Below are 17,420 nucleotides of genomic sequence, written 5' to 3'. Positions count from 1 at the left end.
CATGAAACGCTTTGCCTTGATCGGCGCCGCTGGTTACATCGCGCCACGTCACATGGGTGCGATCCGTGACACCGGCAACACTCTCGTCGCCGCTTACGACCCCAATGACTCTGTGGGCATTATCGATAGCTTTTTCCCCGACGCGGACTTCTTTACCGAATTCGAGCGTTTCGATCGCCACATCGACAAACTCCGACGCGCGGGCGGCAGTGTTGATCACGTCTCGATCTGCTCACCCAACTATCTTCATGACAGCCACATGCGCTTTGCCTTGCGCTCGGGGGCTGACGCCATATGCGAAAAACCGCTGGTGCTCGAACCCAGGAATATCGACGAACTACAGGAGATCGAGGCTGACACCGGGCAACGTGTGAACACCATTCTGCAATTGCGCGTGCACCCGGCGATTATCGCTCTGCGCGACAAGGTCGCCTCTGAAGCCCACAGCTCAAAGCACGAGGTGGACCTCACTTACATCACGTCGCGGGGGCAGTGGTATTTGCAAAGCTGGAAGGGTGACGAGAAAAAATCGGGCGGTATCGCCACGAATATCGGCGTACATTTTTTCGATATGCTGCATTTCATCTTCGGTCGGCTGCAGGATAACCGTGTGCACCTGCGAGAGGATACCCGCGCTGCTGGCTATTTGGAGTATGAACATGCTCGGGTGCGTTGGTTCCTGTCGCTCAATCTCGGCGACGTGCCTGATGGTCCGCGCAGCAATGGCCAGCGCACCTACCGCTCGATCACTGTAGATGGTGAGGAGATCGAGTTCTCAGGCGGATTCACTGATCTGCACACCCGCTCCTATGAGGAAATTCTAGCCGGTCGCGGTTTCGGCCTGGAGGAAAACCGCGTGGCTATTGAGACGGTGTCCCATCTTCGCACAGCGCCTATCAACCGAACCGGTGAGGTTCATCCGTTTGTGGGGAACACGTCCTGATGTTCACAGGCAGCACCCTTCCTATGAGTCATTTTGCCAACTCGATTGATCTAAAAATTATTCGCGATTGCGAATTCGCTTTTGTAGGGAAAATACCCACGAGACTCAATGCTCGTATCGTACCGTGTCAAAAACAAGAACACATTCAGAAAGCTATTGCTACTGATGGTATCGTTGGGATCATAACAACGCCAGATCTAGCCGATTCTGTTCCGGAAAGATTTGGACTTGGGACCACAGAAAACCCTCTATATTCTTTACTTCAAATACAGGATCAAATCTCAGCTATTCCCAATTTTCAGTGGGCGAGCTTTGATACTATTATACATCAATCTGTATTTATTTATCCAGGTGCATATATAGCCGAAAAAGATGTTAAAATCGGTGAGGGCTGCGTCATTCACCCGAACGCTGTAATTTTACCACGATCAATAATTGGCGCTTTTTGTAGCATAGGTCCTGGTGCTGTTGTCGCTGGTGATGCGTTCGAGGTGAACATGACAATGTCACCACGTAAAATAATTAGTCAATCAGGCGGTGTTTCTTTATCAGACCATGTAGATATACAATCAAAAACCACCATAATTCGTTCAACGTTTGGGGGTTTTACGGAAATCAACTCAGATACAAAGATTGATTGCCAGGTGCATGTGGCGCACGATTGCAAGATTGGCAGCAGGGTGAGAATTGCTGCCTGCGCAGCGCTGTCTGGCCGAGTCGAGATCGGCGACGATAGTTTTATCGGCCCAAACACCGCTATTAGTAACGGCGTAAAAGTAGGCTCCAGCTCCCAAGTGACTATTGGCGCTGTGGTCACAAAGGATGTGCCTAACAACTGCACAGTTTCCGGAAACTTTGCTGTAGATCATGAAAAATGGCTCGCCTTTGTGAGGTCTGTGCGATGATCCCCTTTGTTGATCTCGACGCTCAGCAAAACCGTCTTCGGACCGAGATTGAGGCGGGCATCGCGCGGGTTTTGGCGCATGGGCAGTACATCCTCGGGCCCGAGGTTGCGGAGCTGGAGGACAAACTGGCCGCCTACACCGGCGCCGCGCACTGCATCACCTGCGCCAATGGGACCGACGCGCTTCAGATTGCTTTGATGGCGTTGGGTGTCGGTCCGGGCGACGAGGTTATCACACCTGGCTTCAGCTACATCGCAACGGCCGAAGCCGCGGTTCTGTTGGGCGCACGACCTGTCTATATCGATATCGACCCTGCGACCTATAACCTGGACCCTGCAAGACTTGAAGCGGCGGTCACCGCGCGTACCCGCGCGATCATTCCGGTGTCTCTTTATGGTCAGCCTGCAGATTTTGATGAGATCAACGCGATCGCCGCTCGCCATGGGATCCCCGTAATTGAGGACGGCGCACAAAGCTTTGGCGCTACGTACAAAGGCCGCAAGTCATGCAGCTTGACGACAATTGGCTGCACCAGCTTTTTCCCCTCCAAACCATTGGGTTGCTACGGAGACGGCGGCGCGATTTTCACATCAGACCCTGAGTTGGCCACAGTCATCCGCCAGATCGCGCGCCACGGGCAGGACCGGCGGTATCACCACATACGTGTTGGGGTAAACTCACGACTTGATACGCTTCAGGCGGCCATTCTTCTGCCCAAGCTTACCATTCTGGACGACGAGATCGCAGCGCGCCAAAATCTGGCTGAGGCCTATAATGTCGCACTGGCTGCGCTTGGTATTCCTACGCCGCATTTAGCACACGAGCGCCAGAGCGCCTGGGCGCAATACACCATTCGCTTGCAGAACCGCGTAGCAGTACAAGCGGCCTTAGCAGATTTTGGAATTCCCACCTCGGTTCATTACCCGCTGCCACTCAACCGCCAGCCGGCTGTCGAGGATGTTACCGCTCACCTTCCTGAGGGAGATTGCGCAGCAAACGAGGTAATGAGCTTGCCTATGCATCCATACATGAGCGCTGCAACTGCGGAGCAAGTGATTGATGCATTGTCGCAGGCGGTGGGAAGCTAATGAGACAGGCGCTGGCCCGATGGCTCCGCGCCGGGTCGTTCGCTCGGCACGTTGGAGTGCTGACCAGCGGAACGGTCTTCGCGCAAGGCTTGGCGGTTCTGGCGCTGCCATTGCTGACCCGGCTTTATTCTCCGGAGGATTTCTCACTGCTTGCCGTCTATGTGGCGATCATTGGGATCATGACGGTCGTCTCCTGCCTGCGATACAATATCGCCATCCCGCTCCCCGAAGACGACGCTGACGGACTGGCTCTGCTGACAATAGCGCTGATTGCAGCTCTTGTGGTCTCGGCCTTGCTTGCGCTGCCGACGCTGCTGGTCCCGAGCCTGACCGCAGCACTGCTGGGTCATCCGATGCTGGCGCCTTATTTGTGGATGGTCCCAGTGGGAGTCCTCCTAGCGTCAACGTACAACGCACTCCAATATTGGTCTTCGAGAAAAAAGCGGTTCGGCTTAATTACACGCACTCGTATAGCGCGCGCGGTTGGCGGAGTAGGCACGCAAGTGGCCATCGGTGCGGCAGCTGCGTCACCCTTCGGGCTAGTATTTGGTCATATGCTTTATGGCGGGCTAGGCGTAGTGGGGCTTCTACGCGATTTGCTGCGGCAGGACCGCCAAGTGCTGCACGAATTGACTGCTGCGCGGATCGTTGAGCAGTCTCGCACCTATCGTCGGTTCCCAATATGGTCGGTGCCCGAGGCTTTATTCAACACCGCCGGAGTGCAGCTTCCAGTTATTCTGATTGCCGCCCTTGCTGCTGGTCCTGAGGCTGGATTCCTAATGCTGGCGATGCGTGTGATGGGGCTGCCGATGGGGCTGATCGGTTCGTCGGTGGCGCAGGTGTTTATCGCCGAAGCCCCGGCAAAACATCGTGATGGAAAGCTTTCGATCTTTACTCGTCAGATGATGTGGGCGCTGTTTCGGGCTGGAGCGCCCCCGTTGGTCCTGGTGGGCCTAGTGTCTCCATTCCTATTTCCGATAGTTTTCGGCGCAGAGTGGGCTCGAGCTGGCTGGCTTGTCGCGTGGATGACTCCTTGGTTCGTGCTGCAATTTGTGGCCTCGCCCGTCTCTTCTGCGCTACACGTTACTGGACATGTGGCTGTTGCGATGGTGCTCCAAGCGTTCGGTTTGTTTGTACGCGTTGGGCCTGTGATCATAGCGGCTTGTACAGCATCTGACGTGGTTTCCGAAACGTACGCAGTTACTGGTGCTTTGTTTTATGCGCTTTATCTGGCGATAATTTTGGTACTAATTAAATGAACACAATGAGAAAATCTGACCTGGTAGATTTTAAGATCGCCGACTCGGAACTGAAAAGCTCCAGGTTCGTAACATTGTTGTCTGGAATTTTCTTTTTCACAGCCCTATCGATAATTTACTTCTTAGAAATATCGTCGCATTTTTTGTATATGGGATTTGCACGAGATTTTTCAGGAGAAAGACTTATATTATCAGTATCTATTTTGTTTTTGTTTCCATTCATTATAAAGGAATCAAACGATGTCGTTACATTTTTCCATAAGTTTATATACTTTCTATACATATGCCCAGCATTGGTATATTTCTATATAGGAAATCCAAAGTTTGATTTTATCGTTTACGTCATGGCTGGCATTTTTTGTTGTATATTTTTTAGCAGGGTACAACTTCAAATACTAAATATAGCCTCTTTAAGTAAAAAGCAGATATTGGTAATTATGCTACTCATGGCGTTTACTGCAATATTTACGATCATCGCCTTCGGTGGGTGGAAGTCGTTTAATTTGAATCCCATGAGAGTGTACGATTTTCGATTTGAAGCCGCCGCTGGGGTGCCAACTATATTTTCATATATCAACTCTCCAGTATCCAAAGTCGTGCTCCCAATCGGAGTTATGCTGAGTTTGCACTATAGAAGCCGCTGGAGTGTTGTACTCTTTATAGGCCTTACAATACTCATGTACGGGCTTACAAGTCACAAGTCCGTGTTAGTTGCTCCATTTTTAATATTGTTTATACATACGGTTCTTACGCGTTACGGATTGAGTATTTGTATAAATATTTTGTTTTTTTTGATCGGATTCATCGGTATAATAGAATTCTGTTTTTATTACGTGCTAGATATAGAAGATGCTGGTGTATTTACAACGTTCGTTATTAGACGTGTGTTTTTCGTTCCCCCTCTAATCGACAGCTATTACATAGAATTTTTCTCTAATAACCCTTTCACGCATTGGAGTGACTCAAGAATATCGATGGGGCTTGTTACCTCGCCCTACGATGCGACTGCACCTTTTCTTATTGGTGAAAACTTCTTTGGCAGGGCGTCAATGTCGGCCAACACCGGCTTTATTGGCAGCGGTTTTGCAAATTTTGGACTCGCAGGCGTATTAATATACGGCACTTTAATTGGACTAACACTGTCGTTGCTTAATTCGCATGGTCGGCAGGTCGGTCATTTCGTTGTGATAAGTGCCTCGATCACTGTAATGGTTACTGCATTCACAAGTGCAGATTTTATAACTGTATTCCTGACGCATGGGCTACTATTTCTTCTGATATTACTTTCATTAATGCCTCACAAAGTTGGTGAAAAATGACGACCATAATCCATTTCACTACCGTCCACCCCCGCACCGACGTCCGGATTCGGGTTAAGGAAGTAGCGACGCTGGCGCGCGTCTGGTCAGGCAACGTGGCGCTTTATGTTCAGGACGGAAAGGGCGACGACACCGAGGCAAGCGACGGCGTCATCGTACACGACACTGGCGCACCCGAGAGCGGGCGGCTGCGGCGCATGACGCGGGGTGCGTTCCGCATGTATAACGCCGTCCGCCGCGCCCGCCCCCGCATCGCCCATTTCCACGATCCCGAACTCCTGCCCTGGGCAATGCTGCTGCAGTTGCAGGGGATCCGGGTGATCTATGACGTGCATGAAGACCTGCCCCGGCAGTTGCGCCACAAGGCATATCTCGCCAAGCCTGTTGCCCATGTTCTTGGCTGGTTCGCCGAACGTCTGGAAAGGGTGGCGGCCCGGGTTCTCACCCGCCTGATCGTGGTCGTCCCCGCCATGCAGGTTAGGTTTAGCCAGGATAGCGTGATTCTGCTGGCCAACTTTCCTTCCCTTGGCGAGTTTCCCAAGATCTGCGTGAGCGCACGCGAGCGTGTGCCGGGTCGCTTCGTCTATATTGGAGGGATCGTCGGTGTCCGGGGCATCAGCGAGATGATGGAGGCCATAGAGCTGGTTGGGGACGATCGTGCCCGCCTTCATCTGCTCGGGGCGTTCAATGATGAACGGCTAGAAGCGCAGATGCGCGCGCGGGACGGTTGGCAACGTGTGAACTTCCTCGGCTGGAGCAGCCGGCAAACGGTGGTCGAGGAACTTTCGCAGGCGTCCGCCGGGCTGGTGTTGCTTCACCCGACGCCGCAATACGTAATATCCTATCCGATCAAGCTCTTCGAATATATGGCGGCTGGTCTGCCGGTGATCGCCTCGGATTTCCCGCTCTGGCGCGAGATCGTCGAGGGCGCGGGCTGCGGGCTTCTGGTAGACCCGCAGGACCCGCAGGCCATCGCCGGGGCGATGCAGTGGGTCATCGACAATCCAGAGGAGGCCGCCGCAATGGGCCGGAGGGGCCGCGCGGCCGTGGAAGATCGCTACAACTGGGAAGCAGAGAGCGAAAAGCTACTGAACCTATATCGTAGTCTAATGGCCGATATCTTAGCCATTGACCAAACCAACCCCTAAACGCAAACCGCATTCAAAGCTAGAAAGCAACTTGTTCGTGGAAATGGCGGCCTATCAATGGATCCAAGAAATGCGCGGCCTAGGCGGCGCAAGTCAATACGGTGAAACTAGATATGCATGCACCGTTAATACAAAAGTATACATTGGAGATTGAACTTTGGCAACTTTATGGATTATATATCCGGAGAGTTCGACTCCTCAGACTGGTATGGGGGGACGCCACCACTATCTCGCGCGCGAATTGGCGCAACTAGGACATGATGTAACTGTAATCGCGGCACGGTCGCACCATTTATTACGCCATGATGTCGATCCAGCCAGCCTGCCCGCTGAGGAGATGGTTGATGGCTACCGTTTCATCCGTATTGATGTGCCCCGGTACGCGCACGCTCATGACAAGCGACGCGTCCTCGCTTGGATTGCGTTCTCGGCCAAGCTGCCAGGCCTGAGGCGGACACTGGCGGCCTTGCCGGACTCGATTTTGTACTCGTCACCGCATCCGGTGGGCTATCCGGGAGCAGAGCGCCTCGCGCGGACCTGTGGGGCGCGGCTAGTGTTCGAGGTGCGCGATATTTGGCCGCTCACGCTGATCGAGATCGGCGGCTACAGCAAGCGCCATCCGTTCATCCGTGTTCTACAATGGATCGAGGATCGCGCCTATTCACGCGCTGATCGGGTGGTGTCCAATCTCGAAGGCGCGGTGGAGCATATGGCCGCGCGGGGCATGGATCGTGGCAAGTTCACCTGGGTGTCAAACGGGATCTCGCTTGACGAGGTAACTGCCCCTGCGCCCCTGACGCCGGAGGTCGCTGAACAGATACCCGCCGACGGGCTGCGCATCGTCTACACCGGAACGCTTGGGGCCGCGAATGCCCTCAATACGTTGATCGAGACGGCGGCGCTGCTGCGCGATCTACCGGACGTGCACATCCTGCTGGTTGGGCAGGGCCGCGCCCGCGCCGACCTGGAGGCGCGACGCGACGCGCTCGGTCTGACAAACGTGCGGTTCCTAGGGCCCGTCCCAAAGCCGCAGGTGCAAGCGGTGCTGGCGGCGTGTGATGTCTGCTATATTGGGTGGCTCAAGTCCCCATTATATCGTTGGGGGATTGCGGCAAACAAGGTCCCCGATTACCTGTTTTCGGGCAAGCCAATTATACACGGGTTCAGCGGCGGCAACGATCCGGTCGAGAAGTTCGGCGCCGGTCTCACTGTCCCCGCCGAAGATCCCCAGGCACTCGCCGGCGCCATCCGCCACATGTATGCTATGCCCGAGGAAGAGCGCCGCCGCATGGGCGAAAACGGTCGCCGAGCGGCGATTGAACATTATGACTACGCCAAACTCGCCCAGAGGCTGGAACGGGTTCTAGTCGACTGAACAAGCCGGCCCGTTTCTGCCGCTCATCCCCGGCCTGCGGTTTGACGAGGTGGTAGCCGGGGACGAAGTGCATTCGCTCAACATGCGAAGATGTTGCAAGCGCGGCACGAGCCTCACCAATTTCCCGCTTTCAGGCAGTATTTTTTGTATTTTCTGCCGGACCCGCAGGGGCACGGATCATTGCACCTATTTTTTAATGCCGATTGACAGTCTAACAATCCGCCCGGGTCGGGCGGCCGGGTCATGAGGGAGACGTAATTGATCGTATCGATCGTCGGGGCACGGCCCAATTTCATCAAGCTTGCGCCGGTCGCGAGAGAGGCGCAGCGACGAGACCTCGAACACGCCATCATCAACACAAACCAGCACGCAGATGCCGATATGAACCACGCCTTCTTTGAGGCGCTCGGGTTGCCGGAGCCTGCTTACAGCTGCGCTGTTAATGGCGGCGCCATGCCCGATCGGTTTGCTCACATGCTGCGCGAGATTACTAAGGGGCTTCAAACGCTGAAGCCGGACTGGGTGCTGGTGTATGGCGATGTGCTTACGACGGCCGCCGGCGCCCTCGCCGCCCGCTTCTACGGTGCGAAGCTGTCCCATTACGGGTCGGGTGTTCGCTCTGGAGACATGGACATGCCGGAGGAGGCGAACCGCCGCATTGTCGACGCGATCACTGACCTTCACCTGGCGAACCACGAAAGCGGGGTCGCGAATCTGAAACGCGAAGGCGTTGATGCTGGAAAGATGGTTGAGGTCGGCAATCTCCTGGTCGACGCCCTGAAGACATTCGAGCCCTCATTCACAGACGTGGCGAAACCGTCAGCACCTTATGCGCTGGTGACCTTACACCGCCCGGAAACAGTCGATGATTCAACACGGCTTAGATCCGTGATCGGAGCGATCATCAATGCCTGTGGCGGATTAGATATTGTATTTCCTGTCCATCCGCGAACGCGCGCACAGCTGGATGTAGCTAAAATTGACATTCAATCTTTGCCGTCAGCCAGTGGGCTGCACGTCTCTGGTCCAAAGTCATATTTCAATCTGATGGGTCTATTGCGCGGGGCATCACTGGTCATCACCGATAGCGCCGGTTTGCGCGAGGAGGCATACGTGATGAAACGGCCCTGCGTCACCATTCGCGAAGGCACTGAGTGGCCAACGACGCTCGAATTTCATCAAAACCTCGTCTCGGGTTACGATCCGGGGCGCATCCACGATATCATTTCAAAGCTCAGATTTTCAGAGTTTCCTGAAGATCCGCTCCCGCCGACTTGGGACGGTTTTGCGGCCCACCGCATTCTGGACGCCATAGCCGAAGCTTCAGCCAAATCATTTTGAGAGGCAGAATGAATTCGACCACCATTTGACGATCTCTATGAGGCCGCTGCCTTACTCACCTTTTCGGCGCTAGTGCGGCCTGCAATCGCGGCGCTAATCTCATCCACAACGCTTCGCATGAGCTTTTGATCACCTTCAGCCATCACGCGGATGAGGGGCTCCGTGCCGGACGCTCGCAGAAAGCGCCGGGGTGACATGGAAGACTATCCAGCGGTTCGAGGCCTATGAAGGCGTGCCTCCCTCTCGCTCAGGTACTTTGGAGAAGGTTCAAAATAACCTAGAGCGTTTTCGTTCTATTCCGGCTCATATCCGCAGGCTGTGGAGTAGTTGGCGCATTCGGCAGGGCTTATGGCGTCGAGCGCTGCGGCGATGGCGTCGTGGAGGTCGGGAACGGTGCGCGCGGCGGCTTTTCGCAGCAGGGCCTTGAGCCTGGAGAAGGCGTTCTCGATCCGATTGAAGTCCGGGCTATAGGGCGACAGGTAGGCGATTTTGGCTCCAGCCGCTTGCACGGCTTCGCGCACCCCGGCGACCTTGTGGCCGGGCAGGTTGTCCATGACGACTACGCCGGGCTGAAGCTCCCTGACGAGCATGCCTTCGGCCTCGTTGCGGGGCGCCAGGCCCTCAAGCGCGGCGAGCGCCTGATTGATGAGCGCCTCGTGTTGCTCAACCGGCTTCGAGGCGGGCATCCACAGCGTGTCGGTGATGCGCTTAATCAGCTGCAGCTGAAAATCCTGCTCGGCGGAGCCAGCGAAGTCGAGCCCGTCTTCGCTTGTGGCCGCGATTGTCAAGACGCCGCTATTGGAAAGCTGTGTGGGGCCCAATGTGGATTTTGGCTTCGACGCCATGGGACTCTCCTGTGCCGCCGATATCGTACACGAAATGTTCCCCAGGCTGAATAGCCTACATTTTGCTGTGAATAGGGTTGAACCTCATCTTTCGCGTCAACCCTCCCCCTCCCCGACCGGTGGCCCACGCCCGACAAATGGCGTTGTAAAGCGTACAGTCTCTAGCGTGTCGACGGTGTATTCCATAGCCTATGCCACTAAAAGCAAGGACGCCATCCAATACCGGCGTTCTGGGCGGGAAGTGTCTGCTGATCTCGTAGTTTGCAAGACTCTCTGAAATAGACGGACCGCGCGTTCTTATCGGTAGCCGCGCTTGAAAACCCAGCATAAGCGTGTAGACACTTAATCGGGGTTCATGTGCAGGTCGAACTGCATCACGGACATGAGGGACCAGACCGTCATGATGTTGTTGCGCGCGTTTATCATCTTGTCGTCGTTGGTCGCGATTGCGGCCTGCGCCACCACGTCAACACCCAGCCGCGGCCCAGAGCCTGGTCCTGTTCTAGCAGCGGGAACCGAGCCAAGCCTGCCCCCCGCCTACACGCTAGGATCCGGGGATCAATTGCGCATCATCGTCTTCGGTGAAGAGAACCTCTCAGGCGAGTTTTTCATCGATGGGGCCGGCATGGTGTCGCTGCCGCTGGTCGGAGAAGTGCCCGCCGCCGGCAAAACGGTCGCCGCCTTCCGCGCGGAACTCGAAAGCCGCCTGTCTGACGGCTATCTCAACGACCCCAGGGTTAGCGCGGAAGTGCTCAACTATCGCCCCTTCTATATTCTCGGCGAAGTCGAGGAGTCCGGTGAATATCCCTATACGGACGGTTTGACCGTCATGAACGCTGTCGCACGCGCCGGCGGCTTCACATATCGCGCCAATACACGCGTCGTGTTCTTAAAGCGCGCCGAGACCAATGCTGAAGTTGAGCTGCCTCTAACCGCCACTTTGCGCGTTATGCCCGGCGATACGATCCGGATCGCAGAGCGCTTCTTCTAAGGGTTCAAGGCAGGCGCGAGAATGCCCAGCTCTCTCTGGACGGCCGGCCCAATCCTTCTGATTATTGGCCTTGCCGCCCTGGCGCAGGGCGCCGACCAGCCGTCTTCCGCACTGCTGTTTTCAGCCCTGCTGTCAGCCGGGTGCGCCTTGATCCTCGTATCGCCCGGAGCGCGCATTAGCGTCCTGGGCGCCGTCTGGATTGTCGGCGGCGTCGGCCTTTTCCTGATAGGAGCACTGAAAGGATGGGCGTCTACCGGTGCGGGAGAATATGCATCGCTCCTTGCGGGGGGCGGTGTATTTCTGGCGGCGCGAAACGCGGCACTAAAGCGAGAAGCCGCGCAAGCGATCGTTCTCATACTTACTGGAATGGGCGCATTAATAGGCTTCGCCGCTTTCATCGACTTTTTCATCGCCCCCCGAACCCTGTTTGGATTTGAACTACCTACCAATATTAGAAGATTATCAACGCCTTTCTTGTCAGCGAATACCGCAGCCACTTTCTATGGTATATTCGCACTTCTGGCGCTGGCTTTTATAACGGCGTCGCTCAAGCGCGGCGGACGCTTTGACAGCAAGGTGCAACGCCTAGCCCTGCCCGTTGGCTCACTGCTCACCTGTGCCACATGCCTGTTTTTGTCAGGATCTCGGGCCGGGATCAGCCTTTTCATGATTACGGCTCTTAGCTTTTTAGCGTGGGACCGCGTCGCCGCATGGCGCTCCAGCTTCAGCAAAAGAAGCGAACAAAATCTCATTCCGACCAGAACAGGGCCTTGGGGCCTCATCACAGGGCCAGGCGCTTTCATTGTACTCGGGCTTGTTCTCTTTGGGGTATCCGGCGGTCTTTATGCTGAACGGATTGAGCAAGGCGGATTGCTCCTTGCCGACAACCCCCGCGGCGTCATGTTTGCCAAGTACATTCAGGCGATCTGGTTATCTCCTTTGTGGGGGGCAGGACTGGGCGGTTTCGCTTTCGTCAATGATTTTATTGCGACAGCCCCTGACGCCAGAACGATTATGTACCAAAACGCCGCGCATAACGTCGCCTTCCAATGGCTCCTGCAAACAGGGCTGCCGGCGAGCCTACTTGCGCTTGCACTAACGGGCGCACTCTTACGCCGCATATTGAGGGGCCTCTCAACTCGTCGCAGCCAGCGCTCACTCCTGCGGGCGTGTTTCATCATTGCTGTGTTCGTATTCGCCCATGGCATGGTCGATTACGCGCTTGAGATCCCGGCCGTCTTTTGGCTGTTTTCCTTTATCTTGGGGCTCGGCGTTGGCGTGGCCGATGGTGGACGATCAAAGCGCAATCAGGGCGCGCCTTCTCTCGCCCTCAAGGCTGGCGTCACCCTAGCGCTTGTCGCCTGCGCCAGTTTCAGTTTGTACGCCGGCGTGGATCGCAACTCGGCCTTGGGCATCGCTTCATCGAGCGACGAAGCGTTTTCGACGAAGGTTTCCAGTGAAGCTGACTTGAAAGGCTCCGCGACACGCCTTGAGGCGATCGGAGACCGGGCGCTCAGACTTGACGCACCCGACCTGGCGCTCGCGCGTGCAGCATTCCGCTCAAGCCTGGATGTTGAGCCGCGCAGTGCGAAGACATGGGCGAAACTCGCTTATGTGAATTATGCTATCATTCCGATCATCGCCGGAGAGACGGAAGAGGCGCTGCGCCAATCTTATTATCTCATGCCCTATGCCGACAGACGCTTTATTGAGTGGCGGCTTGGGTTCGTCGCGAGCGCCTGGACCAGCATGCCAGCAGATCTGCGAGACGCCGCAGAGCGCGAAGCGCGCACTTTGCCCGTTCGGGCCGAAGCGCGGTGGCGGCGACGCGTTGGCCTTCCCGACTGATCTGAGCGACATCAAGCAAGCATCAGCTCTCATTTTGGTTCGCCCCCTGCTTGTGTTGCGCACCCGCAACATCTACTCAGGCGCGTTCAAGACCATTGAAAAGAGACTCGAAATTTTCAGCTATGACTGGTAACGTTGTGCTAATGAATTTTCACCAATCGACTTAACGATTGAGGGGCCAAGCATGAAACATAAATTTTTCAATGGCGTATCGCCAATCCTTGGCGCAATCGCTTTGGGTTCGTTTGCACTTTTTGCTGCTCCTGCTGCCGCTTCTGCGCTTCAAGCGGCTCAACCCGCCGGTGGCGAAACCCAGCCGAGCGTTGACGCCAGCACCTTGGCAGGGATTGTTCAGGCGGCCATTGACGCCCTGCCTGCCGATGCGACTGAAGAGCAGATCGAGGCTGCAATCGCGCTGGCCGTCGCCAACTCTGGCGCTGACGCGACGGTCACGGCGCAAGCCATGGTCATCGTCGCCACCAACAATGCAACCAACCCGTCTGTTGTGATTGCGGCGACCAATGTTGCGACCAACCCGCCGAGCACCAGCGGCAATGGCTTTACAGCTGGCGGCGCACCGGGCGGCGGTAGTGGCAATGCAGGCGCTCCGCCTCCTTCTGGCGGCGGAAGCGGCGGCAATTCGGATTACTGATCCGAGCAAAACTGACGCGTAAAATAGGGCGGGGTGATCATCGCCCCGCCTTTTTCATGACAAATGACCGGCCTGTAGCGCCTGGTGGGGGATTAACCATGATGTTCAAAGCGGCAAGTCTCGCCCTAATCACCGTCGCCGGGTTCACGCCGTTGGCGATGGCCCAGACCAGCGGCGCCGAGAGCATGTTCGAGCGCGATCGCAATGTCAGTGTTCTTGAACGTCAGCGCCCCGATTACGATGCGGGCGGGATTCAGAACGGCGCCTTGCTGATCTATCCCGAACTGGTTCTGGGTCTTGAGTTCACGGACAACGTCTTCGCAACGTCCGGCAATGAAGAATCCGATGTCATCGCCGTCATCACGCCAGGCCTAACCTTTGACACCACATGGTCGCGCCACTCTGTTTCGGGCGATATTTCAGCGACCCGTCGCGAGCATTTCGACTTTTCTGATGAAAGCGTCTGGAACTTCACGGCCGGCGCAGGCGGTCAGCTGGACATCACGCGCGAGACCAACGTAACCGCAGGCGCGCGTTACTCGGCCCTCACCGAACCGCGGACCTCCGCAGGCGCAGCGGGTCAAGCCGCAGAGCCCATTGAGTACGATACCTGGTCGAGCTATCTGGGCGCTGAGCGCGCTGCTGGCCGGATCAAGGCTCAGGCCCGGGTGGACTTTAACGTCTTTGATTACGATGATGCGCCGCTGTTTGGCGGCGGCGTCGCCGATCAGGACTTCCGCGACCGTGAAGAGTATATCTTGTCTGCGCGCGGCGATTACGCGGTCAGCCCGGACACGGCTATTTTTGGCCGCTTGCGGTACAATGACCGCAGCTACGATCTGTCTCCGCCCACCGTCGCTTTGCTGCGCGATTCTGAAGGCTACACTTTCGATGTCGGCGCAGATTTCGATCTGAACGGCGTTGCGCGCGGCGTGATTGGCCTTGGCTATACCGAACAGGATTATGAGAGCGCTGCTCTGCCCGACATCGACGGCCTGAGCGTTGAGGGAACAATTGAATGGTTCCCGACCCAGCTGACCACAGTCACCGTGAACGCGTCCCGCGCCGTTCAGGACTCTGCGGTCGCAGGCTCTGGCGGCTTCTTCGCGACCAGCGCCGGCGTCAACGTGGATCATGAGCTGCGCCGTAATATCATTATCTCGGCCGGGGTCGCCCTCAGCGAAGATGATTATTCGGGCATTGACCGCACCGATGAGCGGCTCAACATTTCTGGCGGCGTCACCTATTTCCTGAACCGGACGGCCGGTGTGCGCGCCAGCTATAGCTATGTGGATCAGGACTCCTCCGGCGCCGCGGGCAACCAAGACTATTCCAAGAACGTGATTGGCCTGAGCCTCGTTCTACGCCGTTAATCGGTTCTGTCCGTTACTCCCTTATAGAACTGGCCCACCTCATGCATAATGAGGTGGGTCGTCTTTTGCCGGAACACCTGTGTCATGTCCGAAACAGTCGCAAGCAGTCAAACACCTCAAAACGATGATCTGATTGATCTTCGTGAACTCATCGCTGTGTTTCGCAGGCGGTTCTGGACCCTGGTCGCAACAGGATTTTTGACGTTTGTCGTTGTGGTGTTGTTCACCTTGCAGGCGACGCCGCTTTATACCGCCTCATCAAGCGTTGTTCTCAATGTGCGCCAGTCGCAAGTGGTGGATATCGAAGCGGTGCTTTCTGGCATGCCGCCCGATTCAGCGATGGTGGACACTGAAGTTGAAGTCCTGCGCAGCCGGGCTCTGGCGGAAACGGTTGTCGACCGCCTGCAATTGGTGAACGTCCCTGAATTTAACAGCAGTCTTCAAGAGCCAAGCGGTCTTGGCGCTCTGAGTGGAGGCGTAAAATCCTTCCTGCGCGGTTTCTTGCCAGGTCCGTCGGCCACGTCCCTGACAGAGGAAGAGGCGCAGCAGCGTATACGGGAATCTGTCGTTTCGGCCCTTATGGAAGCGCGCACTATGCGTCGCGCCGGACTGACTTATGTGATCGAAATTTCTGCGACCTCTGAAACGCCGAGCTTGGCCCGTGATATCGCCAACACCTATGCTGACGCTTACCTCACGTCTCAGCTCGAGGCTAAGTTTGAAGCCACTGAGCGCGCGAATGAGTGGCTTAATGAACGCGTTGAGTTGCTGCGTGAAGAAGTCCAAGCCCGCGAACAGGCCGTAGCGCGTTTCCGTGATGAGGCCGGGCTTATCAATGCCGAAGGCGCGACAGTCGCTGAGCAACAAGTCGCCGATCTCAACAGCCAGCTTGCCATACAGCGCGCTGAACTTTCAGAAGCGCGCGCTCGCCTTGATGCTGTCCGTAGCCAGCTTGAGCGTGGCGTCGCGTCTGACACCATCGCCGAAGTCTTGTCATCAGACGTTATTCGCGAACTGCGTCGTCAACAGGCCGAAGTGGCGCGCCGCCAGGCGGATTTGAGCGGGCGATATGGTCCCCGCCACCCCGAGATCCTGACGGTTGAGCGTGAATTGGCGGATATCAATTCCCAAATTGACGCCGAAATCGATCGCATTGTCGCCAGCCTTGAAAACGAAGTGAACGTGTCCGCCCAGCGCGTGCGCTCACTCCAGGGCAGCCTTCAGGATGCGCGCGGAGAGCTCTCAGTCAATAATAGCGCCATTGTCCAGCTGCGGGCGCTGGAGCGTGAAGCCGAGGCCAGCCGCGCGCTTTTTGAGAGCTTCCTTAATCGCTTTCGTCAGACCAATGAAACTGAAGGCCTGACGGAAGCGGACGCCCGTGTGGTGGCCCAAGCCTCCACACCTCAAACCCCAAGTTCCCCCAACGTCATGCTCAATCTGGCTTTAGGGGTCGTTCTGGCCGGCATTACAGGGGTCGGCGTCGTCTTCGCGCTCGAAATTCTTGATAGCGGCATACACACAGACGCTGATATCGAGAAGCAATTCGGCTTGGCGCATATCGCCTCTGTCCCGCGCCTGAAAGTGGGATTGGCGGACCGGATCAGCGGTAAAACCATTGATCCAGGCGAGTATGTGCTCGCCAAGCCCTTGTCGAGTTTCTCTGAGAGTTTCCGCACCATACGTTCAGCTATCCGGATCAGCGGTATCGACAATCAAAATATTGTCGTTGCGATCACCTCCGCCGTGCCTGGTGATGGCAAGACCACAACCGCGCTGTGCCTTGGGCGCGTTTCGGCGATGGCGGGGTCTCGCAGCATTTTTGTTGATTGCGATCTTCGGCGCCGGCTATTGACTGAAGCGCTCCATCCTCATGCCGAGGAAGGCTTGCTTGAAGTCCTGTCCGGTACGGCAAACCTTGATGACGTCATCGTAAGCGACGCAGACACAGGTCTCGACGTTTTGCCCGTTGCGCAAACAACATTTACACCGCGCGATGTCTTTGGCTCATCCGCTTTTGAAGCGCTGCTTGATCAGCTGCGTCAGCGCTATGATCAGGTCATTCTTGATACCGCCCCTGTTCTGGCGGTGGCGGATACGCGCGCGATCGTCTCACGGGCTGACGGGGTTCTGGTCGCCGTGCGCTGGAAGAAAAGCTCGACCGGCGTGGTGCGTAAGGCCATCCACGAAATCGAGGCCTCCAAGGCCAATATCCTCGGCGTTGTCCTCAATAATGTCGATCTGGAAGCTCAAGCGCGTTACGGCTATGATCAGGGCGGTTATTATTATCGCTCGTATCAAAAATACTATTCAGATTGACCCGGCGCAGTCTGAGA

Annotated in this window: 14 protein-coding genes and 2 pseudogenes; 13 read left to right on the top strand and 3 right to left on the bottom strand. The window is 56.2% G+C overall.

Annotated elements, in window-relative coordinates; translation table 11 throughout:
- Position 1: 1 nt before the first annotated feature.
- The 7 genes from G405_RS0108900 (at position 2) to G405_RS0108880 (ending at position 8,037) form a co-directional block, all read left to right on the top strand.
- Positions 2–943, top strand: coding sequence for a Gfo/Idh/MocA family protein (locus G405_RS0108900; RefSeq protein ID WP_022701167.1), 942 nt, complete (start codon positions 2–4; stop codon positions 941–943).
- Positions 943–1,848, top strand: coding sequence for an LbetaH domain-containing protein (locus tag G405_RS16815; protein WP_084683446.1), 906 nt, complete (start codon positions 943–945; stop codon positions 1,846–1,848). Before G405_RS0108900 ends, G405_RS16815 begins: the two co-directional genes overlap by 1 nt.
- A complete protein-coding gene (locus G405_RS0108895) occupies positions 1,845–2,936 on the top strand; it encodes a DegT/DnrJ/EryC1/StrS family aminotransferase (protein ID WP_028284678.1) in 1,092 nt (363 codons plus the stop codon). Before G405_RS16815 ends, G405_RS0108895 begins: the two co-directional genes overlap by 4 nt.
- Complete coding sequence (locus G405_RS15540) at positions 2,936–4,195, top strand: lipopolysaccharide biosynthesis protein (protein ID WP_022701166.1); 1,260 nt, start codon at positions 2,936–2,938, stop codon at positions 4,193–4,195. Before G405_RS0108895 ends, G405_RS15540 begins: the two co-directional genes overlap by 1 nt.
- A gap of 446 nt (positions 4,196–4,641) precedes the next feature.
- A complete protein-coding gene (locus G405_RS16975) occupies positions 4,642–5,514 on the top strand; it encodes a hypothetical protein (RefSeq protein ID WP_156861440.1) in 873 nt (290 codons plus the stop codon).
- Positions 5,511–6,662: a glycosyltransferase family 4 protein gene (locus tag G405_RS0108885; protein ID WP_022701165.1), complete on the top strand. Its 1,152-nt coding sequence runs from the start codon at positions 5,511–5,513 to the stop codon at positions 6,660–6,662. Before G405_RS16975 ends, G405_RS0108885 begins: the two co-directional genes overlap by 4 nt.
- Before the next feature lie 208 nt (positions 6,663–6,870).
- Positions 6,871–8,037: a glycosyltransferase family 4 protein gene (locus tag G405_RS0108880; RefSeq protein WP_051143345.1), complete on the top strand. Its 1,167-nt coding sequence runs from the start codon at positions 6,871–6,873 to the stop codon at positions 8,035–8,037.
- Between the two features lie 113 nt (positions 8,038–8,150).
- Here G405_RS0108880 and G405_RS17320 read toward each other — a convergent pair whose 3' ends face one another.
- Positions 8,151–8,282: an SEC-C metal-binding domain-containing protein gene (locus G405_RS17320; RefSeq protein WP_169447510.1), complete on the bottom strand. Its 132-nt coding sequence runs from the start codon at positions 8,280–8,282 to the stop codon at positions 8,151–8,153.
- A gap of 13 nt (positions 8,283–8,295) precedes the next feature.
- Between G405_RS17320 and wecB the strand changes: the two genes are divergently transcribed.
- Complete coding sequence (gene wecB / locus G405_RS0108875) at positions 8,296–9,378, top strand: non-hydrolyzing UDP-N-acetylglucosamine 2-epimerase (protein WP_022701163.1); 1,083 nt, start codon at positions 8,296–8,298, stop codon at positions 9,376–9,378.
- A 35-nt stretch (positions 9,379–9,413) separates the two neighbouring features.
- Here wecB and G405_RS17315 read toward each other — a convergent pair.
- Together G405_RS17315 and G405_RS17210 are read right to left on the bottom strand one after the other, a co-directional pair.
- Positions 9,414–9,566: pseudogene (locus G405_RS17315) on the bottom strand (phosphoglucosamine mutase); the annotation flags it as partial.
- Positions 9,567–9,671: 105 nt separating this feature from the next.
- Positions 9,672–9,965: pseudogene (locus tag G405_RS17210) on the bottom strand (transposase); the annotation flags it as partial.
- A 658-nt stretch (positions 9,966–10,623) separates the two neighbouring features.
- Here G405_RS17210 and G405_RS0108865 point away from each other — a divergent pair.
- From G405_RS0108865 to G405_RS0108835, 5 genes are all read left to right on the top strand, one after another.
- A complete protein-coding gene (locus tag G405_RS0108865; RefSeq protein ID WP_022701161.1) occupies positions 10,624–11,214 on the top strand; it encodes a polysaccharide biosynthesis/export family protein in 591 nt (196 codons plus the stop codon).
- A gap of 21 nt (positions 11,215–11,235) precedes the next feature.
- Positions 11,236–13,062: an O-antigen ligase family protein gene (locus tag G405_RS0108860; RefSeq protein WP_022701160.1), complete on the top strand. Its 1,827-nt coding sequence runs from the start codon at positions 11,236–11,238 to the stop codon at positions 13,060–13,062.
- A gap of 184 nt (positions 13,063–13,246) precedes the next feature.
- Complete coding sequence (locus tag G405_RS0108850) at positions 13,247–13,714, top strand: hypothetical protein (protein WP_022701158.1); 468 nt, start codon at positions 13,247–13,249, stop codon at positions 13,712–13,714.
- A 98-nt stretch (positions 13,715–13,812) separates the two neighbouring features.
- Entirely contained in the window at positions 13,813–15,087 is a 1,275-nt protein-coding gene (locus G405_RS15530) for an outer membrane beta-barrel protein (protein ID WP_022701157.1), read from the top strand.
- An 84-nt stretch (positions 15,088–15,171) separates the two neighbouring features.
- Positions 15,172–17,403, top strand: a complete 2,232-nt coding sequence (locus G405_RS0108835; protein WP_022701156.1) for a polysaccharide biosynthesis tyrosine autokinase — start codon at positions 15,172–15,174, stop codon at positions 17,401–17,403.
- Positions 17,404–17,420 lie beyond the last annotated feature (17 nt).

The sequence above is a fragment of the Oceanicaulis alexandrii DSM 11625 genome, assembly GCF_000420265.1.
GTDB classification, from domain to species: domain Bacteria; phylum Pseudomonadota; class Alphaproteobacteria; order Caulobacterales; family Maricaulaceae; genus Oceanicaulis; species Oceanicaulis alexandrii.
This window is presented reverse-complemented; position numbering and strand designations above follow the sequence as displayed.